Origin of the sequence: Paenibacillus cucumis (ex Kampfer et al. 2016), assembly GCF_019748695.1 — a bacterium.
GTDB classification, from domain to species: Bacteria; Bacillota; Bacilli; order Paenibacillales; family Paenibacillaceae; genus Paenibacillus; species Paenibacillus polysaccharolyticus.
The window spans coordinates 1-22,697 of record NZ_JACLIC010000052.1; the positions used below are offsets into that span (position 1 = coordinate 1).

The following is a 22,697-nucleotide window of genomic DNA, read 5'->3' on the forward strand; positions in this document are numbered from 1 at the left end:
CTATCCTTGTTTACGTTCATCATAGCTAGAATAAAGTGTCCATATTGAGCCAATTACGATTCTACTCCGGCTCCATTACAATCACTCAAGTCATGCTAGGGACAGGGCGTGCCAAGTACTTACATCATACTAAAAATCATCTATCACAACACTTAATTCAACTAGTAACATTAATTTAAAGCTATCAGGACGAGAAGGTATCTGTTAAGTTTTGCTTTCCATTGCTCCATATGACACAGAATGTTATGCTTGCTTAATGAATTGTGCCAATTCATACATATCAACTTCCTATAGAAGCTGTACGTCGTCGGTTTAGTAACTGGCTTTAAATATCTATATAGAAACAGGAGATTAATGATGTCCTCACCTACACAACAACAGCATTCCGTCCCTTCCGGGGGAGAACAACAGTCTCAACAAACCCCTCAAAAATTCGGGTTATTACTCGCTGGAATTATTGTTATCGCCGCTACGATGCGGTCGCCCATTACAGCCACTGGTCCCGTCGTGGAATTAATCCGTTCAGACACCGGTATCGGACATACGATGGCTGGATTACTAACGTCACTGCCTTTGATCGCTTTTGCAGCTGTCTCACCTTTTGCTCCGCGTCTTGCCAAACGTTTTGGGCTGGAGACCGCACTCCTGCTTGCTGTCATTATTGTTACCAGCGGAATCACCTTGCGGCTACTCCCTTCTGTTTTGTCTCTTTATGCGGGAACAGCGCTTCTAGGATGCGGTATCGCTCTTAGCAATGTACTTCTGCCAAGTCTGATCAAACGTGATTTCCCGTTACGGGTCGGCATTGTCACCGGACTGTATTCCGTTTCGATGAATATGTTCGCCTCAATCTCTTCAGGTATTAGTGTACCCGTGGCAGAAGCCTCCTCGCTTGGTTGGCGGGCTTCATTAGGGGTATGGGCCATTCTATCCCTACTGGCTGTCTTTCTATGGCTTCCGCAGGCACAGAGAGGGCGCAAACAGATGCTCTATATCACTTCCCAGAGCGAGAAGGCACCCACACGTCTACGCACTTCTTCTCTTGCTTGGTTCGTGACGTTGTTCATGGGCATTCAGTCGTTAATCTTCTATACAACGATAACTTGGCTTCCCGAGATCCTCGCGGATCAAGGTTTTAGCGCTGCCTCAGCTGGCTGGATGTTGTCTTTGATGCAAATGGTTAGTGTACCTGCTACCTTCATCGTGCCGATTCTGGCTGGAAAAACACGAGATCAACGCCTACTCACCACCTTAACGTGTTTATGTCTCATCGTCGGATATGCGTTACTATTCAGCACTGCACCTGTTCTCGTCACCATCGGGGTTGCGCTAGCCGGAATTGGTGCCGGGGCCTCCTTTGGTCTGGTCACGATGTTTTTTGTCCTTCGCACACGTCATGCGCGAGAGGCAGCAAGTCTTTCGGGAATGGCTCAATCCATTGGATACATGCTTGCTGCAGGAGGCCCTTTACTGTTTGGTTTAATGCATGACTGGACCCATGGATGGTCTCTCCCTCTGCTCGTACAGGTTCTTCTTGCGATCGGACTGCTTATGACAGGACTCCAAGCGAGCAAAGACCGAACTGTTTCTTAGTTTTATAAAAAAAGTTCACCAGGAGACCGGATAGCTATCCTTCCCTGGAAACAACAACAAAAAACGGCCTCCCCCTGTACGCTTAACAGGGAGAGGCCGTTTCTTATCCTTTGTCCCGATTACCGGCTTTACGCCGGTCAGGGGACGAGGCACTACTTTTCCCAAACTATCTGCTTGAAGTAAAAGCTTTAGCTCACAACCAATACTTCTAGCTCATTACCCATAAATGCGTGCTGCCCTTACTTCACCTTCACCGTAATGGTATTGGTGGTTGTCACCCCGGCAGCGTTAACCAGCTCGGCACGGTACGTATACGTACCAGATGCTTTGCCTTTCACCGCGGTTATAGCAAATTGAGGCAGAGGTGTTGTCGCTTTGAGTGACTGTGTATCGATCAACTCATCATTCTCGTAAAGACGATACTCGGTTGCGTTGGTTCCCCACCACAAGTTCATCATCACTTTGTAATTGCCGTCTACATCCCAGTTATCATGGGAGAGTACTGCTTTACCAGGCAATGCATCGGTTACTCGTACAGTCAGCGTCTGACTGCGCGTCACGCCTTTGTCATTGGCCAGCTCGGCAACATACGTGTAGGTACCATTGGTTTTACCTTTAATTTTCGTTTGAGCGAACTGAGCCCAAGGTGCATTGTAAGTCAATTTTTGCGAATCAACCAACACGCCATCCTCATACAGTTTGTAGCTTGTCGCATTCTCACCCCACCACATGTTCATGGACACCGTGTAGTCGCCCCCTAACAGACCATTCACAAAGCCGTTATTGTGGGACAAACTAGGTGTTCCAGGCGCTCTCGTAGCCGGAGTTTCAGGTTCAGTCTGTGCAGATTCCACTTTAATGGTAGTGCTAGCCTTACCAACAAGACCTTGCTCATCTTTTACCGTTGTTTCCACCGTGTACGTTCCGCCTTCAACACCCTCCAATGGGTATTTGAAGCTACCGTCCGCCTGAACATTAAACGTGCCTTCTTTCAACGTTGAGCCATCCTCTTTTTTCACCACATAGGATGCTTTGAGTGCCGTCGTCGGATCAAATGTAATGCTCCACCCTTTAGCCAGTGCAGGCGCAGCGTGGAAATACAAATCATCCACCGTACCGCCAATAACAATAGCATCCTCCGCTTTGAAGTCCAATGATTGCGGAACAGTTACTGCTGGAGCTGTCTTTTTAACCAAAAACGGAGGTGTATCTTCTTTATAAGTCTTGCCATCCGTGCCGATGGTTGTGATATCTACGGTATACAAGCCATCTGCAAGTTCGGTGACTTCTTCCGTTGTGTAATCCGAATACTGACCATCCCAAGCCAGCGTGTATCTGGCATTTGCGTTGAAGTTATAGTAATTACCAAAGATCGAGCCAATGTATCCATCTTGATAATGACCACCTTCAGGATCAAGGCCGTTATAAATTTCAATGAGTGCAAACGTCATTGGATTATGGAATTCCATTGCAACGTTCAACGTATCCAGCGAACCGTCTGCCTTCAACGGATAATAGAACGGATTTTTCGTAGTTCCTTTTACCGTTTCAATATATTTCACACCGCTTGAAGTCACATTAAAGTGAGCCACATACGGCACTGTAAACGTGTTGGTTCCATTTGTAATTTCAATGTAGCCCTGTGCCTCGGTTAGTGCAGTGACACCACGAGGAACCGTAACCGTTACAGCGAGTTCTTCTTCTCCATTCAAAGTGAATGAATTTTTATCAACGGCAACTGATACCCCAGGCACGGTACGAGTCGGATTCACATTCACCGTGTACTCGCCACCGCTTCCGTTCAAGGCCTGAACCTTGATCGTTTTGGTTACTGTTTTTGCATCCGTACTTAAGAAGTTACCGTAGTTAATGCTTCCTGTGATGTTTTCTTTCTCGACAACCGATCCACTCTCGGTATACTGAGTCACATCCATGACTTTGACAAAAGCGGCTGGATCAATGGATTTCACCGCTTGAATGCGGCCTGCACCTTGATCAAACACGTCATATTTAGCTGTGTCCATGATTTTGGCATTATTCATCAAAGCAACTTTGACATCAAAAGGTGTCCAGTCCGGGTGCTTTTCAAGCAACAGCGCAGCTAGACCGGCTACATGCGGTGCAGCCATACTTGTTCCACTTTTGCGATCGTACGATTGAGCATAATCGGCACCTGGCTCATCTTTACCATAAGCAGGGACGGTGGATAGAATGTTGGAGCCCGGTGCAACAACATCCGGTTTGATATCCAACGTTACTTTTGCAGGCCCGCGGGAACTGGAAGAACTCATCTCATCCCCAGGTGTTTGACTGCGCTCAAAATCACTGAAGCTTACTTCAACAGGTTGCCCCGCGTCCAGTTGAGCTTTAATGACTTCACCATCTTCCTTCGACATGCTCAGTGTCGGAATCAGGTCGAAGTTATCACCAAGACTTACGCCAATCGGACCAGGAATATTGTTATACACAATAACTGCCACGGCTCCTGCCGCTTTGGCATTAGCAATTTTCTCGACAAAAGCAAGTTCTCCGCGTTGAATCAACGCGACTTTACCTGTAAAATCTTTACCTTCAAAGTCAGCTGGTTTACCCAAAGCTGCAAATTCAACATCATATCGACCTGTCAAAACCGCTTCAGGATCAGCCGCAAGACTCCATCCCATCACATCCAGACGATATACAGATTCGGTAACAGATAAGGAGGTCACTTCGTCCGTTGTTTCATTCTCAGCATTGGCTACTGGAGCTTCAGCTTGATCAGATTCAGGCTGTGCTGATGCAGCATCTTCAACTCCGTCTTCCGATGTAGTCGCTTCCGCTCCACCTTCTGGCGCGATTACTGGTGTAACGGCAGGTTCCTGTGTTTCAGGTGCATTCCCCAATTCCGGAGTTTCCTCACCTTCTTCACCGATCCAGAAATGTGTATTCGCCGTAATGACCTGACTAGGCCCTGTAGAGTTACCTACCGTAATTGCCATAGCCGAAGCCCCCGGTGAACCCAAGGTATAACGATTAGGCCCGCTGTTACCACTGGATACAACCGCAGTTACACCAGACAGCATCGCGTTGTTCAATGCAACCGAAGTGACATAGCTCGGATCATTACCTTCAGCACCAAGCGACAGGTTGATGACATCCATTCCGTCCGCTACTGAGCGGTCAATTCCGCCGAGTACCCAAGACGTCTGTCCACTGCCATAAGGTCCTAAAACACGGTAAGCATAAATATCCGCTTCAGGAGCAATCCCGATGACCCCATAGTCTCCTGCTTCACGAGCAGCGACCGTACCTGAAACGTGTGTACCATGAGAAGTATAATAAGAGCTTCCTCTTTCATTAAGCTCAGGCTGGCCTGATGCTTTCCATTCCTGATAGGTCGCTTCATATGGATCATCATCGTTATCTACAAAATCCCATCCACCTTTATAAGCATCGCGCAGATTCGGGTGATTGTAGTCAATACCGGTATCAATAACGCCAACTTTCACACCTTTTCCTTTGTACCCCAGATCCCATACTTCAGGAGCTCCGATAAAAGGGGCTGTATCTTTCATGTGCGGATTCACTTCGCCTGTGTCAGGCGCAAGCGTCACTTCATAGTCAGGATATACACTGACTACACCTGGTATTTGAAGCAATTGTCCCAATTGGTTCCCTTTTATTTCAAGGGCTACACCATTAAGAGCATATGCATAATTGTCCAGCACTTCGTGTTTGATTTTTTTCTGAGTGAGGCTATGTACAAATGACTGTTGTTGGTTTTCAACTTGAGTCACAGCCTTTGTTTCCATAGAGGAGGTAAATGATCTTCCTGAGAGGGTTGATTCGCCTTGAGCTACAGCAACAGGTTTGTTAGAAAGCTCAACAATGACTCGTGTGTTCTCTCCGCCGAGACCATTCAGGCTTTTATCCAAAACTGGATCGGCAGCAATTCGAGCTTCCCTATTGGCAAGCACTTCTCTCATTTGCTTTGCTTTGGTGCTGTTTAATGTGTTATCCAGTTGAATTGCGGAGTCTGCAGAAGCAGCTCCAGCTGCAGGCAGGATAAGGGAAAAAACCATAAGGACACTCATTAACATAGATATCAATCGTTTATTCAAGGCTATGCCCTCCTTCTTCGTGTAGATGCCTCACCAATGGGATCTTGCTGCCAGAAGCACTGCAATACTTTCGACCAAGTTCACCGCCAATCTGCAAGATGTTTGACCCCTGGTAAATTATTCTACCAAAATATCACAAATTCCTTCTAATTACTTACATTTTGATATAGAAATTACTTATATGGGTCTTTAGTAGGGTGAATATTCGCATTTGTATATTTTTGTCGTTTGGATATTTAAATTTTAAATTTCCAATATGAAAACAGGAAAAAACCACGCTTTTCTGAACGAAAGAAAGGCATGGTTTTCTATGATTTCCATTGCGGATTTTCAGTTTTGATTGGTTTTATACGATTTTCACCGATGTAAGGAATGGGAGAGAAACGTTGCCAGTTGAGCGATATAAATTCATATAACATTAACTTTAAGTGATTCAATATTTAAACTCCGGGTTTGAATGCCTCAATACGAATACGTTTGTAATCGGCATAAATCGCGTCGTTTTTCCACAGCTTAGGAATCACGATCTCGCTAATCTCCTGACACCATTCCTTCACCTGCTCAGAGCTGAAACCCTCAAAATAGTCATCTCCAAAATGAGCCAACCAGCCTATGATTCCATCTTCCCCATCTGCTAGTTTGGTAGGACGGTCATAGTGATAGGCCTGACGAACCACAAAGCCTCTGTCTTCCAAAAGAGTGCTGTATTGTGCAATCGTCGGAAAATACCATGGATTACGTTCGGAAGCCTTGATCCCTGTATGCCGTTCCAGCACTTCCTCCAGTGCGTTAACGATGATCTGCACATTCCCTTTACCGCCAAATTCGGCCACAAATCGTCCTCCAGGCTTCAGTGCATGCCACACACCGTCTACAACATTTCGAGGCTTTCGCATCCAGTGCAACGCAGCGTTAGAAAAGACCGCATCGTACTGTCGCTCTGTTTCGAACTGCTGACCATCCGCTTCCCAGAACTCCAATTCCGGAAACTTTTTTTTCGCTTGAGCAATCATATCTGAGGAAGCGTCTATACCAGTCACTGCTACCCCGTATTGGGAAATCTCTTGCGTTAAATCACCGGTTCCACAGCCAAGGTCAAGGATAGATTCTCCTTCTGTCGGACGAAGCCAGGGTATGAGACTTTTTCCATACTCCGATACAAAAGCCAGTTGATTGTCATACTCTTGCGCCTGCCACTGATTAATTGATTTCATCTGCTCCACCGTCGCTTTCACTGTTGATATCCTCATTGTGGCACAGATTTTCTTATTGATAAAATATATATATTCTATTTCACTTATAGGAAAAACCAATTAAACAACAATGTTGTAAGCAGAACCAATGCTTAGCTCGATGAAGGAAAAAGATGAAAGAGAAATATGCACATCACATGCATCCTATCGATGCGGATGTTCCGGCGAATCGCCCGAAGTTCTTTTCCCCATAACGCAAAAAAAGCTTCCCGAAGGAAGCTTTTTCTGCTGACGTCCCAGGAGGGATTCGAACCCCCGACCGACGGCTTAGAAGGCCGTTGCTCTATCCTGCTGAGCTACTGAGACAAATATGTACAATAAAATTCGGCACGATCTCTATTATACTCCGATTTCTATTTTTAGCAATAGTTTTATTAAAAATTAATAATGCATCCCAATAACAACCAGTATCGTATGAGTATGTATACTTAGACAAAAAGCCGAATAAGCTAATCTTTTTGAGGTAATATTGAAGTAATAACGAGAACTATCAATCGTAACCGTACCGAGTGTATACTTATTCAGCACCCTTCCATCTGGGTAATCTGTTGCATACATACATTATGACATTCTATTGAAGGAGAGAATATTTATGAGACAACTTTTATCATCACTATCCTATTTCAGCATTTTTTTTGCCCCGTTTCTGTTTCCCATTATCGTATGGATTGTGGCGAGAGATGAATACATTGAAGGACATGCGAAGCGAGCACTTTTCTCCCATGTCTTCCCTTTCCTTGCGGCGATCCCGCTACTGTATTTCTTCATAACAGCCCACAGTTTAGCATCAGCGATCGGGTTTGTCGTTCTGTTCTTTGTCATATACGGCTTGAGTTTTGTATACAATGTGGTAAAAGGAATTCAAGTTCTACGTGAATATTACTGATAATACTGAATGTTACTAATACTAGCACATCGATATCAAAATATGCCCTACCACAAACAACCCGCTATGATGTTACGGCGGGTTGTTTGTCTATTAACACTACTCTTTATTCTGCATACGTTACGCTACGTTGTTTTCTGTTACTCGAAACTTCCTCTACTTCACATCCCATTTCTTCACTACCCTAACACTTATCACTTGTACAATTGTGCTATCTGATTACCCCTGACCAATCAGGTACCGTTGCAGCGTAGGGCCAAGCAATCCAAAAGCAAACAAATTACTTTGAAATTGAGCTTTATCCTCTTCTGCCGTAATGCCCTCGCTATTTTCAAATGCCGTTTCCGTCGCATCTTCAAAGGCGGTATGCATGTTGTTGTTATACCAGTCAATGGCTCCATCCGAGTGATTCCGCACAATACGTACCACTTGCAGTTCATTGGCGGGCTGAGTACTAGCTACATATACAAGTAATGATGGATCTCCCGCATTGCCAGGCTGTACTTCAACCTCTGCACAAGATAACCCGTCCACTTCCGTTAATCTGCGTATTTTAGCGTCCTGAATGGCATACATCGTCATCTTCTCCTTTTGTTCTGATCATTTGCAATTGTATTAATCGCTTCGTTTTCATCATGTTGCTCACTCTGTTCATGTCGTTTGTTCAATCTGGTGCTTGGTCTCTGGCGTTCCCAACCGGTAAATTTCCCGGTATACCTGTTGCAAAACAGTCTCATAAGCACGATTCACATCATGTTCTGGCGTGTCCGGCCAAGGAAATACCATTCCTGGAAAAGCTTCTTCTTCCTTTTCCTGCATAAGATATAGCAATCCCAGTAAATGTTCGGCTTCCTGCGGCGTTGCCTGAATCACCCATTCATATGACGTTACAGACGAATCCGGTATGACAGAGCGGCCCATGACGGACACATAATAGTTGGTCCTGTCCATTGCATGCACTCCCCTTCACAGGCGCTTAAAGCTGTTATCCCTACATGTAGTTTCCGAAGAGGACAGACATTTTATGCCTGCATTCGGCATATATTTGTTACGACCTCTGACGAAAAAGACAACATTTGCTAACTGCTTTCGATTTTTGGAAGCATACGGATGAATGACTCGATCAAGAAAGGATGAACAAACCATGTGCGGTATAACCGGCTTCGTACAGTGGAATCGGGATTTGACACAGGAATCGGAGTTGCTCGTTCGGATGACGAATAGCTTATCGAACCGTGGCCCCGACGCTTCGGGTACATGGATTTCCAACCCCTGTGCTTTTGGACATCGCCGCCTCAGCGTAATGGACCCGGAGAACGGGGCACAGCCCATGCATGCGTTACAAGGAGACACCTCCTATACCGTTGTGTATAACGGAGAACTATACAATGCACCCGAATTAAAAAAAGAGTTGCTTCAGCGTGGGCACCATTTCCGTACGCAATGTGACACAGAAGTTCTGCTCGCTTCGTATATCGAATGGGGGCCGGTATGTGTTGAAAAGTTTAACGGTATCTTTGCTTTTGCAATATGGGACGGCGCAAGAGAACAGGTCTTCTTAGCCCGTGACCGGCTGGGCGTCAAACCTCTGTTTTACAGTAATGCAAAAGATACACTTGTATTTGGTTCAGAACCCAAAGCGTTGCTCCTTCATCCAGATGTGGAAGCTGCAGTAGGACCCGAAGGACTCGCCGAAGTATTTATTGTAGGACCTGCACGAACACCAGGACATGGTGTATACTCTTCACTTCATGAACTGAAGCCCGCTCACGCCATGATATACAGCCGGAATGGGATCAAGACCTATGCCTATTGGAAGTTAGAATCGGTGCAACACGAACATAATCTGGAAGAGACTGCAGTTGAAGTACGCCGTCTGTTGCAGGATACGCTAGAACGCCAGTTAGCTTCCGATGTTCCTGTATGTTCTCTTTTATCCGGCGGCCTTGACTCAAGTGCTTTATCAGCTTTGGCTGTCGATTATTATAACCGAACAGGGCAAGGTCAAGTGAGTACGTATTCGGTTGATTATGTGGATAATGCGAAACACTTTCAAGCCCATTCCTTTCAGCCCGGGGCAGATGGCCCATGGATTCAGCGGATGGTGGATGAGCTCAAAACCGATCATCACTGGATCGAGATTGAAAATGGTGAACTCGTTCATGCACTGACTCAAGCTATGCTGGTAAGAGATTTGCCGGGTATGGCAGATGTCGATTCATCCTTGTATCTATTCTGTAAAGAAATCAAAAAAGGAGCAACTGTCGCCATCTCCGGCGAAGCTGCTGACGAGGTATTCGGCGGGTACCCGTGGTTCCACCGAGATGAAATGCTGAATTCAGGTACATTCCCTTGGTCCGTTGCACCCGACATGCGAGCAGGGCTGTTATCCCCAGACATTCGGGAGTGGATCAGACCGCTCGACTACCTTGCAGACCGATACTCGGATGCCGTAGCAGAGGTTCCGTTACTGGAAGGGGAAACGGGGAAAACAGCTCAGATGCGTGTTATGTCTTACTTGAATATTACCCGCTTCATGCCTACCCTGCTGGATCGAAAAGACCGGATGAGTATGGGTGCTGGTCTGGAAGTCCGCGTCCCTTATTGCGATCATCGGCTGATCCAATATGTGTTTAACATTCCCTGGGAAATGAAAATTACCGGTGGAAGAGAGAAAGGCATTTTGCGAAAAGCGCTTGAAGGTGTCCTGCCTGACGATGTGCTGTATCGTAAGAAGAGCCCCTATCCCAAAACACATAATCCTCAGTATCTTGCAGCAGTCAAGCAACAGGTCCTTGAAATACTGGATGATCCAACATCACCATTACTGCCTCTTATCGACAAAGTACAGATTCGTAATCTCGCCTCTTCACCAGATGCTTCATCCAATCTGCCGTGGTTTGGTCAATTAATGTCAGGGCCCCAGTTGTTCGCTTATCTGACTCAAATCAATAGCTGGCTGAAAACATATAACGTTGCGATCCGATAATTCAATTCGCCTTCTTTCACGTACAACTTTAAGCACTGCACTTCCCTGTAAGCTATCCTGATAATTAGAGCGTTCATCCACAAAACCACAATAAAAAATGCCCCGTACCATTAACATGGTGCAGGGGCATTTCTCATATTTACCTTTTCTTAAATTAAGAAACTTTAAAACGAGCAACAGACTGCTGTAACATCTCCGCCATAGATGAAAGATCATTCGCAGCCGATGCAATCTCTTGCATTGCAGACAATTGTTCTTCGGTTGTTGCACTTACTTCTTCTGTGCCCGCTGCCGCGTTCTCCGTTACGTCCATGATTGATTTCATAGACGCATTAATCTGCTCTACACCAGCATTCATCTGTTCAATGGAAGCAGACACCTCCTGCGCTTGTCCCGCAACACCACTAACTGAAGTTCGAATGTGGTCAAAAGTAGATCCTGCCTGGTGCACTAATTGAATTCCCTCTTGCACTTCAGAAGATACCACACTCATCGAATGCGCAGCATTTCTCATGCCTGTCTCAATGGAAGAAACAAGTCCGACAATTTCTCCTGCAGACTGTGCAGATTGCTCTGACAATTTTCGAACTTCGGTAGCCACGACCTGGAATCCTCTTCCGTGCTCTCCAGCTCTCGCCGCTTCAATGGCTGCGTTAAGAGATAACAGATTCGTCTGGGCAGATATTTCCGAGATCGCGCCTACCATTTTCACAATATCTGTCGAGTGCTTACTGAGTTCTTCAATAACTCCCGCAAGGCTTGAAACTGTATTCTGAATGGAATTCATCTGACCAACCGCTGTGCGAATGGATTCACTACCCGATATCGTCTGAGCAGAAGCTTCAGCAGCCTTCTCGGAAACAACCGTTGTATTTTCAGCCACTTGCCGGAAACCGGTAGCCAGTTCATTCATCGTCTGGAATCCTTCGCTGACCATACGAACCTGGGCATCCATCCCTGTTGCGATCTCACCCATCGTAGTGGCTACTTGTTCATTAGCTATAGCCGTCTGTTCGGTACTTGCCGTTAATTCTTCCGACGAAGCTGCTACACGTTCTGCACCATCATTCACTTGATGAATCAGAGAACGCAAATTGACGGACATCACATTAAATGCTTCAGCCATCTCCCCGATCTCGTCTTTGTTACGAACCTTCAATGGTTCCCCTGTTAAGTCACCTTCCGCAATACGGCTAGCGGCTTGTGCAACAGCCTGCACCGGTTTGGAGATCATTCGGCCGATGATAATTGCGATCGCTAAGCCAATAAGAATAGAAACGATACCCAGGATAATGATCAATCGAAGAACCGTAGCTGTCTGGACATTGGCCGCGGCGATCCCTTCGTCCATTGCTTTTTGCTGATGATTTTCCATCGACTCGACAATGTTTTCAAATTCAGTTATAAGCGGCGGGACGGTATTCTCCATTAACCCGGATATTTCCTCCACATTCCCTTGCTTAGTCAAAGACATTATATTTTTGGCAATGTCATAATATTTGATCATCAATTCGCTCGAGTCTGCCAGATATTGCTTCATATTGGAACTCGTAACTGTCGCTTTTAAATCTTCGCTCAATTTTATGTAATCTTCATACGCTTGCTGAAATGCGTCCTCATTCTCCTGACCAGGTTTCATGATGTAATTCCTGAGAGCCACTTGTTGTGATTTCAGGTCAATCGTCATATTTTTGATTTTAAGCAGTTTGCTTGTTCTATCATTGATTAAATCGGTGTACGTTTTCTCCAAACTCACAAATTGAAAGTATGAAATAGCTGTAACCGCTATCAGCAACAATAGAACGGATGAAAAACCGATAAGTAACTTTTGACTGATGGATATCCTTTTCACGTTGAGTTCCTCCCGAATTTCAATACAAGTATGTAAGATGATATATTTTTTTCATATTCACCCCCTAAACTAGACTAAAGACCTATAATATGATATAAAACAATATAATAATTATATATATCATTTAATAAACGGGTCTTTATTCCTAATTAATACTAACCCAAAACCACCAAAACTTGAATCAGAAATTATTTTGAATTTGCAATAAAATAAGTCAAGACCTATTTATCAAGGGTTTTCGAATTATTTCTTTATTACAGAAAATAAAAAAAACACCTTCCAGTACACTTGCAAACAAACCTTAAGGTTTGAGGCAAGCACTTACTGTAAGATGAATTTATTGATGAATAAAGGTCGGATTCCGTTCCAGTAGCCCTGTGCCAAATGTTTCTCTGAACGGGGAATCCTGCATATGAATATAACCGATGTAACAGCCGCATTTTTTCATGCCACAAGGACGATCTTTAGCCAAAGCCTGCAAGCCATCACGATAGAGATGACCGATGATCCGTCGATCCTTATAACATCTTTTTACATGACCCGAGCCTTGAACATAAAACACATCCGTGCCTGCAGCACAGCGCTTGCCCAAACTATCATAGTCCTGCAGATTCCCCTCAAAGAAAGGGTCAATGTCCTTGAGAAACTTGATTTCGTCCGGGGTGTAGTAGTTCGGCCGATCTTTGAACGCATTGATCCACATATATACATCGTCAGGTAGGGCATTCCTCATGGATTCTATGGCTGGAAATGCACTGCGTAGTCCAACCGTGCCGACGCTGAAAGACAGCCCCATCTGCCGTAATGTCATACATTGGTTCACAAAGGAAGTCTCTTTGGTCTCGCGAGGGTGATACGTTGCCCAAAAGGCCGCTTTGTCTACATGCAACTCACTTGCCCAATCCAGTTTCACAGAAAGGTTCGTCTGAATCGCTACCTTATCCACATGAGTCATATGTGACAATTCAACCATCGCTTCCCGATACCAGCGCCGCACCAAAGCTTCTCCGTAGGGGTTAAAGAATATCGAAAATCGATGCCCATGAATCTCCTGTTCTCTGACCCAGTTTACAAATTGGCGTAGCTGCTGTTCGTCCACATTTAACGTTTCTTTGGAATCCACTGTTTTGCTGAACGGACAATAGGGACAGTCATAGTTACAAGAGGATAACTTCCCCCGGTAATATAAGGTCGCTCTCATGAGAAAACAAATCCTTCCATCTGCTCCCGAATATCCGCAGAAATAAGCCAGTCTCCAATGGCATCGGAATATCCAAGTCCATTCTCTGTCAAACGCAGTACTCGCTCATTTTCTTCGACATCGAAGCATGCCATCTCTTCGACCAACAATTCGTTCAGCCAAGGGTAGTCAGACATCACATCTGTTCCGAACCTCTCCTGGTAAGCGGACAACATGAGTCCTTCCCGATGTAGCAGCGCTTTTAATATAAATCGGCGTTTCTGCTCTTCGCGGCTTAACACAATGCCATAATCAGCCACATCGTAACGCTCGGTGCCTACATAATCAGCAATAATGCTTTGTGTTGTCTTATAGGTCACACCGTATTTAGATGCATAATGGACCTCGCTCGTATAGGAACGGGCACCACATCCCAGACCGACCATGCCCTCTTCCTGACAACTGTACGGTAAAAGTGCTTTGGCAGAAGACTGCTCCTTCGCAAATCTGCGCATCGAATATTGGGTGTACCCTTTGCTTTTTAAAAGTTCACGTGCAGCTTGGTAAAGTTGCATTCGTATATCGGGTCCTTGACGCTGAATATCCTCTGGCTTTACGATCGTGTTTTCCCGTGTATATAGAGGATAAATAAATACTTCACCCGGATCATAAGCCAGGACACGTTCAAGGGAATAGATCCAGGTCGCCTCGGTTTGCCCCGGTAAACCGTAGATCAGATCCAGATTCAATAACGGAAAATCATAACGAACCAGCTTCTCCAGCGCGCGTTCTACCTCTTGAGGTTTTTGCGGACGATAGATGGCGGAAGCCTCTGCTTCAATAAAACTCTGAATCCCCATACTCACCCGATCCACACGCCGTTCCTTCAAGATGCTTAATTTCCCATCCGTAACAGTGTCCGGGGATGTCTCCACCGATATCGAAGCTTGCGACGTATCTAGTCCCATCGTATGTTCAGCAATGTCAAACAGACGGCTTAGCTGTGTCTCATTCAACAATGTGGGTGTTCCCCCACCAATTGCAAACCTCGAATACGGTCTACGCGAAGTCACTGGCGCCCACTGCTTCGCTTGACGTTCAAGTGCGTCCACATACTGTTCATGGCTGTCCTGCCGCTTGTCCGGCAGTGTGAACAGATTGCAAAACCCGCAACGAGCAGCACAAAAAGGGATGTGCATGTATAAAAAGTAAGTCTCCGTGTCTTCCTTATCCCACAGAGATTGCAGCGGAATGGGCGGATTCAGTTCACGATATGCTGTCTTATGCGGGTAAGAGTACAGATAGGAACGATAAGGGAATGTCAGCACATCACGAAGACTTGCTGCTGGATCGGAGCCAGACTGTGTGGCACCTGCTGTAGTTCGCTCTGCATACTCACTCATCGGGCTTCCCTCCTTATAAAATAAATTCACGGTACGGCACCGTCCAAACTACATCATGCGCCAGTCGGTGTCCGTGATATCCATCTTCACCATAGGCGGTACCATGGTCAGAAAAAGCAAGGCAGAACGTTGGCCGTTCGCGCGCTCTCATCGCTTCAAACAAAGGTCCTAACGCCTTGTCCACATATCGCAATGCGGCTCGCTGCGTATCTACCGAGTCCTCCCGGGCTCCCTCAACGAAGTATCGGTTGGGGCCGTGAATGGCAGAAACGTTCATGAAAAGAAAAAGCTTCTCGTCTGGCCCAGTCTGATCGAGTAACTTTAAGGCATGGTTGACTTGATTCTCTGTTGACCTTGGATTGGTAACCCCAAAATTCATGCGCCAATAACTTTGCTGAAAATAACCAGGCAACACTTTGGCGAGAGGATTCTTTTTCGTAAAAAATATGACGCCACCGATACAGATCGTTCGATACCCTTCAGCGGCAAAGCCGGACACGATATCCGGCGTATCAAACAACCAAGTATGAGGATGAGTTTGAAGTCCCGTATTTCGAGAATGGAACAACCTTACATGCGATGCTTTGTCTGTATTGGCAGGTGTGGGCATAAAACCGCCAAAAAAAGCATGGTGAGCAGCATACGTAAAGCTCCCCGGGGTATGCCGTTTCTCCCACGAACCGGAGCCACACAGATTGGGGCAATGCTGTTCTTCCAGCTTGGCAACATCATATCGTAGCGTATCCAGTGTAATCATCAATATATCATGGGAGCCTACAATGGTGTTCATATCAGGCATGTCTAACAGGCTCCTTTCGCAAAAGCTTCATCTCCCATTCATACGGGGTCAACTCTTGATGTCTGACTCGGTATAACAAGTCTCCGAACGGGTTCACGTCCAGCACGTACGCTCGTGGTTCCATGCCACTGGTAAGCATCACATCAATGCCTGCCGACCATGAATTGGGAAAAGCCAGCATCGTATCACGAGCTACTCTCTGGATCATCGACATATGTGGGTCGGGCAGACCAGCTTCCGCCGGTAGCATGCGCTCATTCCGTAAATGAAGATTGGTGATTGGTGTACGGCTAAGACGCATGACTGCATGACCGGCCTGTCCTGCCATCACAAGTTGGCGAATGTCATAAACACGTTGATCCAGCATAGCTTTGGGCATCCACCGTTCTATCTGAGCTCCTTCAGCACAAAGCCAGTCCAGCAGCGTACGAATTTCTTCAGGATGTGTATACTTTTGCAGTTTACCTTCATTGTAAAAGAGCGTTTGACCCTGGCTGGTCTCCATACCTACGGTTGTCACAGCAATCTCTACACCTGTTCGCGGATTCACTTGATATGCAACTACTCCAGAAGCAGCCGAGCCACAGGCTAGCTTAATAAAAACGCGATGCATCCGTGATGCATCCATCGCTGCTCGCAACTGTTCCCAGCACTGAATTGGCTCGGAAGAAGGTAATATCGGTGGCACCGAAATTCCTTGACGCATGAGGTGAAGCTGGCATTCTCTTTTATCAAACATCATGCCAATCTCATCAGGATCATTCCAGAATTGCACACCAGGCCATACTTCACGCGCTTCTTGGGCGATTCGGTCAAGACAAACCTTCCAGCCTCTGAACCATTGGGCAGGCGCGTAAATTCTGCCCCATTGTTGCTCTAATGTGAGCGCTGCTTCGGCAGAGAAAGATTCACCTGGTGACCATTTCACCGAAGATATCGCTTCATTTGGCGAGCTAAACTTCCAGCCCTCAAAACTCGGCGATGGAGTGCTCAATACTGTACCGTCAAAGCCTTCGTAGTCGGTTGCCCCGAGATGTAACAGCCCGCGTTCTACCTCCCAATCTTCCCCGGGAGCATCCAGTCGAATCAGCGGGCTAGGTGAGATGAATTGCACAAGTTCGGCAAGACCGCCTCCCTGTCTCCAGGTACGGAGCAGATTCTCATAAGACAACACCGTCGCAGGTTTCATCCCCATTTGTCTTCTGGCTTCTTGTATCCCTGCCGTTCGTCGATTATCTGGATTGCTAATTAATAACAGATCTTTTTCATGCCACATCATTTATTCTGTCAGCATCGGGAAACGCCAGTCATCCTCATCACTTTCCTGTTGGTCACTGACATCTACCGACATGCCTGATTGCTTAAAGCGCTCCATCATTTCGTCCGTCATGAAGTGATAGCTTAGCTTCAAATGTTTTAATTGTTTGATTTGTTCGCTGGCAAGCAGTGCCTCTGCACCTTCATCGGATAATGTGCCTTCGGAGAAATCAAGTATCTGAATCTGTTCCAAGATCGATGCATCTGCAGTAGCCTTGGCAATCTCATCCTGTATTTCGCTGTCCTTCAAACCAAGGTACTCCAGTTTAGGGAAACGTCCTTTTTCAAGCAATGGCAGTACGTCCTCTAATGAACCGTCAAATCCATAGTCTTCCACACCCAAATACAGTTCGAGCTTGCGCAATTCGGGAAGTTCAGCGGAGGCAATGGAATGTAACACTTTTTTCGGAAGACCACCACAGATAATCACTAACTCTTCCAGCTTGCTGTGCTGAAGAGGCTCAAGTTCAAGTCCGCTACTGCCTTTGATCACAAACGAGGTCAAATTCGGAAAAGCTTGCAGAATTGGCGCAAGATTCGTCTGAACAATCCAGGAAACTTCGCACTCTTCGGACTCCATATCTCCGATAAACAATTGTTTTAGAGCCGGAAAACTTGGTGCAAGCTGAATTAACGTATCTTTGAATTCCTGCGGAGAATTTTCATAAGCTTGTCCCCAATCTCCAATGATCAGACTTTCCAGCGTAGCCGCTTCCGGTTTTGCTGCCAAATCTTGAAGAAGTGTCTCCATTCGAATACCTTCTTCATAGTCATCGTAATTTACAACCAGCTTCACTTCTTGCATGCCAAATCCCTCCCGTATAAGGTGTATCATCTTTCACTAATCTGAATGTTAACCCATACCCGGCATGACTTGCAACTTCTTCCAACCCCAGTCCCAATGCCATTCCCAATCGTGCAAACCACCTCCTGTTCGGTATAGGAAAAAGAACACATGTTCCCCATATCTAAAATCCTTAATCAGTCATGATATCTAGGTACATGGAAGGACCACACTTGATTAGCTTAACAACGCATATCAAAAAGACGTTAACAGAGTAACAACCTTATCCGATCCCATAGGAATGAAAGTTGTTTCCATTAACGCCTTGATGAATTCAATGCTCCACTTGCTTCATACAATCAAGAAAGTCAATCGATTCAGCACACTAGCGAAGCATGTAGCCTACCTCTTCTTTTATGCTTGCAAGCGAGAAATCAGTGCTCGCAGTGCATGACCCCGATGACTGATCGCTTGTTTTTGTTCCAACGTAAGTTCTGCCATCGTTTTCTCATACTCCGGCACATAGAAGAGGGGATCATATCCGAAGCCACCCTCGCCTGCAGCATCAGCTGTAATCCAGCCATCAGCCGAACCCTCAGCTTCATACTTGTCTCCACTTGCTGGATCGTAAAGCACCAGTGCACACACAAATTGAGCAGGACTTAACAACGGTTGCTGGGAATCCTCACCTGATTTTAACGCAGCAAGAGCATCCAGTAGCTTGGCATTGTTCTGGGCGTCAGTCGCACCTTCACCAGCATATCTTGCGGAATAAACACCCGGTTCTCCGTTCAGCAAATCTACACAAAGTCCTGAATCGTCTGCCAGAACAGGAAGCCCGAGCGCATCACCAACGGCTTTTGCTTTTTTCCACGCATTCTCGGCAAAGGTAACACCATCTTCCACGACATCCGGCAGCTCCGGATAATCAAACATGCTTTTGACCTCTTTGCCCAGCGGAGCAAAAGCATGCGCGAATTCACGCACTTTTCCTGCATTGCGGGTGGCAACAATGATAACCGGGCTGTCCAGACTCATCTTAAGCCTCACCCAATCCACGTGAACCAATCTTCAGCGCAATCGGTCCAAGAGCTTCTTTTTGCCGCTCGATCATTTCCAAAATTCCTTGTTCGCCAAGTTCCAGCATCGCGTTCAATTCACGGCGGTCAAAGGGTGCTTCCTCACCTGTTCCCTGAAGCTCCACGTATTTCCCGCTGCCCGTCATCACCAGATTCATGTCCACTTTGGCTTTGGAATCCTCATCATAATTCAGATCCAGTACCGGCTGTTCTCCGACAACACCTACGCTCACGGAAGCAAGGAAATCCGTGATCGGGAACACCTGCAGTTTATGTTGCTGCGCAATTTTGTTCACAGCGAGCGCCAGCGCCACAAATGAACCGGTAATGGATGTTGTGCGTGTGCCTCCATCTGCCTGAATGACATCACAATCCAGCGTAATGGTGCGCTCCCCAAGTGCCTGCAAGTTCACTACCGAACGAAGAGCACGGCCGATCAGGCGTTGAATCTCCATCGTGCGTCCTGTCAGCTTGCCGCGATTCGCTTCACGCTGGTTTCGAGTATGAGTAGCACGCGGAAGCATAGAGTATTCCGCTGTAACCCAGCCTTTGCCCTGTCCTTTCATAAAAGGCGGAACACGTTCCTCCACCGTTGCCGTACAGATTACCTTTGTATCACCGACTTCAATCAATACAGAGCCCTCGGCGTATTTATTCGTGTTAATTGTTAAATTCATCGGGCGTAGCTGTTCGCTAGTTCGTCCGTTAGATCTCATATTTTCTGCCTCCTACGACTTAAGCATCCTGTAATGTTGAACTTCTTCTCTCTTACAGCCATCCTTTATATTTTACCAAAGAGTTCAGTTAAAAGCACCCTCGGGGCTCTCTTATCTGTTAAATCGGAATTTCGTTAATGTATTCTGGCTTGGACACCGGCGCACTGTAATCCCGGTTATCATCACCTTTGACCGTTTTCTGCCCGTTCCATTCAATCTGCACTTTGGCGTCTTTGCTGGCTGTATTCTCCGCGGTTGTCAGGACAACGGACTGTAACAACTCACTAGGTACCATATCCCCTTCTGTAAACATATCATCCTTCAGCGCAACCGTTACCGTGCCATCCTCAGACGTCTTAACGGACTGTAATTCCGTTCCACCTGTCATCACTTCTTCCAGTTCTCCATCCTTGGCTGGTCCCTTGATCAACTCGTTTAAAGCGGCCTGAACGCGGTCTCCACTAGGGGCCACTAGCCGTGTAACTGGAACATAATATTGCACACCAGCAGGAGAAGCGGCTGAAAAATAAACCGTCACAGGACTGCTGTTCGTTGTGAAGGATTCACCTAAATCCAGATTAATGCCTACCGCGCGATTCAACGGCTCTGGAAGAGGTGTACTATTGACAGGCATTTGACTCAGCTTTTTGCCATCCACCCAAATCTGTACATGGTTTACCTCAGGCGTTCCTGTCAGCGTCCACGTCACGGCTTCCAGCATTTTACGCTCATCTTTGGCATCATATTTGGCAAAGTTACCCGAGAACTCGACAACAGCCAGCTTGTCATCCGAGTGAATGGTTACATTCTGCACTACCGTTCCCTGTGGCAATACACCCTTGAAGCCTTCAGGTAACATTCCAGCATATGCTCCGCCTGTAACCAAAGTATCCAGAGCTGTCTTCGGGCTACTTACATCGGTTCCGGATGGAAGGGTTAACGAGACTGGAGCGAGCATCCCTTGCTGGTCTTGTAAATACACCGTCGTGAGCGGAAGCGTTGCGAGCTTTCCATTACCTTCAGCGGCCTGAATCATAGCGGCTTCCTGAATACGTGGCGGCGGATCAATCGCTTCTGAAGATTGGGCACCGAACATTCCACAACCAGATAATACGACAGGAATGCCAAGCAAAGCCGCTGCCGATGCCTTACGTAAAGATGGGATTTTTCTCATGATTCACGTTCCCCCTCATCATTTTTACAGTTTGTACTACCATGTATACGGGCCTTCGTTCAAAAAATAACTACTTTTTGCACAAGCTCCTGCTCAATCTGGCAATCTTCATGTGATACCAACATAAAAGCAACGCGATACGGTTAATAACGTATGTAAGGTAGATGTATGCAATCATCGATATATAAGTTGAACGAACTTTTTTTACACCAGAGGAGGATTCGCCCATGGAACATCCGGAGCAGGAAAAAATCCCTTACAGTCTGAATAGCCGCAAAGTCGCTGAAGCAACAAGGGAATGGTTACACAAACGGGGCGTCACGATCCCTGAGATCGCAGAACTGGTCATGTTGCTTCAGAAAAAGTACTATCCTGGACTGACGATGGAAGAATGCATTGAGAACGTGGAGATGGTTTTGAAAAAACGTGAGGTTCAGAACGCTGTCCTGACGGGTATCCAGCTTGATCTGCTGGCAGAACAAGGACAACTGATCTCTCCTTTGCAAGAGATGATTGAGAACGATGAAGGACTGTATGGCGTAGATGAAATTCTCGCCTTCTCGATTGTGAATGTATATGGCAGTATCGGATTTACCAATTACGGTTATGTGGACAAGCTGAAACCTGGGGTATTGGAACGTCTCAATGACAAAAGCCTGGGACCTGTGCATACGTTCTTCGACGATATTGTCGGGGCCATCGCTTCAGCCGCGAGTAGCCGGATTGCTCACCGCAAACAATCCGAGATGGAAGAGGCACTCGGAGAAAAGCCAGTCAGCGACGACAAGATTTAGTTTTAGATGGGTAGTCGAAGAAAAACGAGTCAAAAAAGCGGCCAGTGCAGGCCGCTTCTCTATTTCATATGGCTAATTCATGTTGCAACACCTATTTGAGTTGCTCTTGTCCCAAAGGCACAGCCAATCCGTAGGTTTCTGCCCATTTTCTATCTTTCATCGATTCTGATTCAGTCCGTTTGGGTCCAATCGTGATCTCCGGTCCTTTTCGCTCTCGCATCAGACCACGCAATACCGTGATACCAACAATGCTGATTCCGGTAAATACATACATCAGACGCATGATCACGTGACCCGAATCACTTCCCGTTACCATGCCATGAATCAATAACCCGGCAAATACCGGATAGGATAACATGTGGAACATAAACCACCATTTGCGCCCCAGCTTGTTGCGTAGATCACTGGACAATAACACGATCAACAGACCGTAGAAAGCTAACGTGCCCAGCCCCGTGCCAATCGGGTGTACCGACGCTGTAAAAGGAATCAACAGTTCTCTCCAGGTAAACGGGCTGTAGTGATCAATAACCAATGTGAGTGCATGTGTGATGCCAAGTCCAAAAGCAAGCCAAGTTGTTCGTGTATGCCACTCAAACATGACAGCTTTGGGTCTCCCCTTGGCGATAGGCATCCCTTGAGCAATGCCTAGAAATACACCAGCAAAAAGCAGTACATATGCAGCTATCCCACTTATACGAATGATATTCCACGTTGGCAGGTAATCTACAATCCACTGTGCCATAACCGGTTCCCCCAAATCTATCAGACTTGTCCC

Annotated in this window: 18 protein-coding genes and 1 tRNA gene; 4 read left to right on the forward strand and 15 right to left on the reverse strand. The window is 46.3% G+C overall.

What is annotated here, in order from left to right:
• Positions 1-357: 357 nt before the first annotated feature.
• A complete protein-coding gene (locus tag H7T88_RS27125) occupies positions 358-1,593 on the forward strand; it encodes a CynX/NimT family MFS transporter (protein WP_221791473.1) in 1,236 nt (411 codons plus the stop codon).
• Positions 1,594-1,832: 239 nt separating this feature from the next.
• On the opposite strand, the gene H7T88_RS27130 is transcribed toward H7T88_RS27125, so the two are convergent.
• The 3 genes from H7T88_RS27130 to H7T88_RS27140 all read right to left on the reverse strand — a co-directional run bounded on the left by H7T88_RS27130 (position 1,833) and on the right by H7T88_RS27140 (position 7,252).
• Positions 1,833-5,693, reverse strand: coding sequence for a S8 family serine peptidase (locus H7T88_RS27130; protein ID WP_221791474.1), 3,861 nt, complete (start codon positions 5,691-5,693; stop codon positions 1,833-1,835).
• A 440-nt stretch (positions 5,694-6,133) separates the two neighbouring features.
• Positions 6,134-6,928: a class I SAM-dependent methyltransferase gene (locus H7T88_RS27135; protein ID WP_312027666.1), complete on the reverse strand. Its 795-nt coding sequence runs from the start codon at positions 6,926-6,928 to the stop codon at positions 6,134-6,136.
• 250 nt (positions 6,929-7,178) lie between these two features.
• Positions 7,179-7,252: transfer RNA gene (locus H7T88_RS27140), tRNA-Arg, on the reverse strand.
• A 286-nt stretch (positions 7,253-7,538) separates the two neighbouring features.
• Between H7T88_RS27140 and H7T88_RS27145 the strand changes: the two genes are divergently transcribed.
• Positions 7,539-7,832 (forward strand): magnetosome magnetite crystal formation protein family, encoded by a 294-nt coding sequence (locus H7T88_RS27145; protein WP_221791476.1) that lies wholly within the window; start codon positions 7,539-7,541, stop codon positions 7,830-7,832.
• A 219-nt stretch (positions 7,833-8,051) separates the two neighbouring features.
• Here the strand turns inward: H7T88_RS27145 and H7T88_RS27150 are convergent, their stop codons facing one another.
• Positions 8,052-8,408, reverse strand: coding sequence for a hypothetical protein (locus H7T88_RS27150; protein ID WP_090919153.1), 357 nt, complete (start codon positions 8,406-8,408; stop codon positions 8,052-8,054).
• 75 nt (positions 8,409-8,483) lie between these two features.
• Positions 8,484-8,783, reverse strand: coding sequence for a hypothetical protein (locus tag H7T88_RS27155; RefSeq protein WP_090919156.1), 300 nt, complete (start codon positions 8,781-8,783; stop codon positions 8,484-8,486).
• A 193-nt stretch (positions 8,784-8,976) separates the two neighbouring features.
• Between H7T88_RS27155 and asnB the strand changes: the two genes are divergently transcribed.
• Positions 8,977-10,821 carry an asparagine synthase (glutamine-hydrolyzing) gene (asnB, locus tag H7T88_RS27160; protein WP_090919159.1) on the forward strand — a complete coding sequence of 615 codons (1,845 nt, stop codon included), beginning with the start codon at positions 8,977-8,979 and terminating at the stop codon, positions 10,819-10,821.
• Between the two features lie 154 nt (positions 10,822-10,975).
• Here the strand turns inward: asnB and H7T88_RS29085 are convergent, their stop codons facing one another.
• From H7T88_RS29085 to H7T88_RS27205, 9 genes are all read right to left on the reverse strand, one after another.
• Positions 10,976-12,673 (reverse strand): methyl-accepting chemotaxis protein, encoded by a 1,698-nt coding sequence (locus tag H7T88_RS29085; RefSeq protein ID WP_221791478.1) that lies wholly within the window; start codon positions 12,671-12,673, stop codon positions 10,976-10,978.
• A 337-nt stretch (positions 12,674-13,010) separates the two neighbouring features.
• Entirely contained in the window at positions 13,011-13,874 is an 864-nt protein-coding gene (locus H7T88_RS27170) for an STM4011 family radical SAM protein (protein ID WP_090919162.1), read from the reverse strand.
• A complete protein-coding gene (locus H7T88_RS27175) occupies positions 13,871-15,256 on the reverse strand; it encodes an STM4012 family radical SAM protein (RefSeq protein ID WP_221791480.1) in 1,386 nt (461 codons plus the stop codon). The genes H7T88_RS27170 and H7T88_RS27175 overlap by 4 nt, the downstream gene beginning before the upstream one ends.
• A 13-nt stretch (positions 15,257-15,269) precedes the next feature.
• Positions 15,270-16,055, reverse strand: coding sequence for an STM4013/SEN3800 family hydrolase (locus H7T88_RS27180; RefSeq protein ID WP_154890980.1), 786 nt, complete (start codon positions 16,053-16,055; stop codon positions 15,270-15,272).
• Positions 16,048-17,334 carry an STM4014 family protein gene (locus H7T88_RS27185; RefSeq protein ID WP_221791482.1) on the reverse strand — a complete coding sequence of 429 codons (1,287 nt, stop codon included), beginning with the start codon at positions 17,332-17,334 and terminating at the stop codon, positions 16,048-16,050. Before H7T88_RS27185 ends, H7T88_RS27180 begins: the two co-directional genes overlap by 8 nt.
• Positions 17,335-18,177: an STM4015 family protein gene (locus H7T88_RS27190; RefSeq protein WP_221791483.1), complete on the reverse strand. Its 843-nt coding sequence runs from the start codon at positions 18,175-18,177 to the stop codon at positions 17,335-17,337.
• 393 nt (positions 18,178-18,570) lie between these two features.
• Complete coding sequence (locus H7T88_RS27195) at positions 18,571-19,194, reverse strand: XTP/dITP diphosphatase (RefSeq protein ID WP_154985506.1); 624 nt, start codon at positions 19,192-19,194, stop codon at positions 18,571-18,573.
• A 1-nt stretch (position 19,195) separates the two neighbouring features.
• Positions 19,196-19,951 carry a ribonuclease PH gene (gene rph / locus H7T88_RS27200; RefSeq protein ID WP_090919178.1) on the reverse strand — a complete coding sequence of 252 codons (756 nt, stop codon included), beginning with the start codon at positions 19,949-19,951 and terminating at the stop codon, positions 19,196-19,198.
• 118 nt (positions 19,952-20,069) lie between these two features.
• Positions 20,070-21,125, reverse strand: a complete 1,056-nt coding sequence (locus H7T88_RS27205; protein ID WP_090919181.1) for a GerMN domain-containing protein — start codon at positions 21,123-21,125, stop codon at positions 20,070-20,072.
• A 227-nt stretch (positions 21,126-21,352) separates the two neighbouring features.
• On the opposite strand from H7T88_RS27205, the gene H7T88_RS27210 reads away from it, so the two are divergent.
• Positions 21,353-21,919 (forward strand): phosphatidylglycerophosphatase A family protein, encoded by a 567-nt coding sequence (locus tag H7T88_RS27210; protein ID WP_090919184.1) that lies wholly within the window; start codon positions 21,353-21,355, stop codon positions 21,917-21,919.
• Between the two features lie 91 nt (positions 21,920-22,010).
• Here H7T88_RS27210 and H7T88_RS27215 read toward each other — a convergent pair whose 3' ends face one another.
• Positions 22,011-22,664 (reverse strand): ferric reductase-like transmembrane domain-containing protein, encoded by a 654-nt coding sequence (locus H7T88_RS27215; protein WP_221791485.1) that lies wholly within the window; start codon positions 22,662-22,664, stop codon positions 22,011-22,013.
• Between the last annotated feature and the right edge of the window lie 33 nt (positions 22,665-22,697).

What these genes read in the sequence shown, in the direction of transcription:
- H7T88_RS27125 (WP_221791473.1), top strand. Translation starts at nt 358, where the DNA reads ATGTCCTCACCTACACAACAACAGCATTCCGTCCCTTCCGGGGGAGAA.
- H7T88_RS27145 (WP_221791476.1), top strand. Translation starts at nt 7,539, where the DNA reads ATGAGACAACTTTTATCATCACTATCCTATTTCAGCATTTTTTTTGCC.
- H7T88_RS27150 (WP_090919153.1), bottom strand. Translation starts at nt 8,408, where the DNA reads ATGTATGCCATTCAGGACGCTAAAATACGCAGATTAACGGAAGTGGAC.
- H7T88_RS27155 (WP_090919156.1), bottom strand. Translation starts at nt 8,783, where the DNA reads ATGGACAGGACCAACTATTATGTGTCCGTCATGGGCCGCTCTGTCATA.
- asnB (WP_090919159.1), top strand. Translation starts at nt 8,977, where the DNA reads ATGTGCGGTATAACCGGCTTCGTACAGTGGAATCGGGATTTGACACAG.
- H7T88_RS27170 (WP_090919162.1), bottom strand. Translation starts at nt 13,874, where the DNA reads ATGAGAGCGACCTTATATTACCGGGGGAAGTTATCCTCTTGTAACTAT.
- H7T88_RS27175 (WP_221791480.1), bottom strand. Translation starts at nt 15,256, where the DNA reads ATGAGTGAGTATGCAGAGCGAACTACAGCAGGTGCCACACAGTCTGGC.
- H7T88_RS27180 (WP_154890980.1), bottom strand. Translation starts at nt 16,055, where the DNA reads ATGCCTGATATGAACACCATTGTAGGCTCCCATGATATATTGATGATT.
- H7T88_RS27185 (WP_221791482.1), bottom strand. Translation starts at nt 17,334, where the DNA reads ATGATGTGGCATGAAAAAGATCTGTTATTAATTAGCAATCCAGATAAT.
- H7T88_RS27190 (WP_221791483.1), bottom strand. Translation starts at nt 18,177, where the DNA reads ATGCAAGAAGTGAAGCTGGTTGTAAATTACGATGACTATGAAGAAGGT.
- H7T88_RS27195 (WP_154985506.1), bottom strand. Translation starts at nt 19,194, where the DNA reads ATGAGTCTGGACAGCCCGGTTATCATTGTTGCCACCCGCAATGCAGGA.
- rph (WP_090919178.1), bottom strand. Translation starts at nt 19,951, where the DNA reads ATGAGATCTAACGGACGAACTAGCGAACAGCTACGCCCGATGAATTTA.
- H7T88_RS27205 (WP_090919181.1), bottom strand. Translation starts at nt 21,125, where the DNA reads ATGAGAAAAATCCCATCTTTACGTAAGGCATCGGCAGCGGCTTTGCTT.
- H7T88_RS27210 (WP_090919184.1), top strand. Translation starts at nt 21,353, where the DNA reads ATGGAACATCCGGAGCAGGAAAAAATCCCTTACAGTCTGAATAGCCGC.
- H7T88_RS27215 (WP_221791485.1), bottom strand. Translation starts at nt 22,664, where the DNA reads ATGGCACAGTGGATTGTAGATTACCTGCCAACGTGGAATATCATTCGT.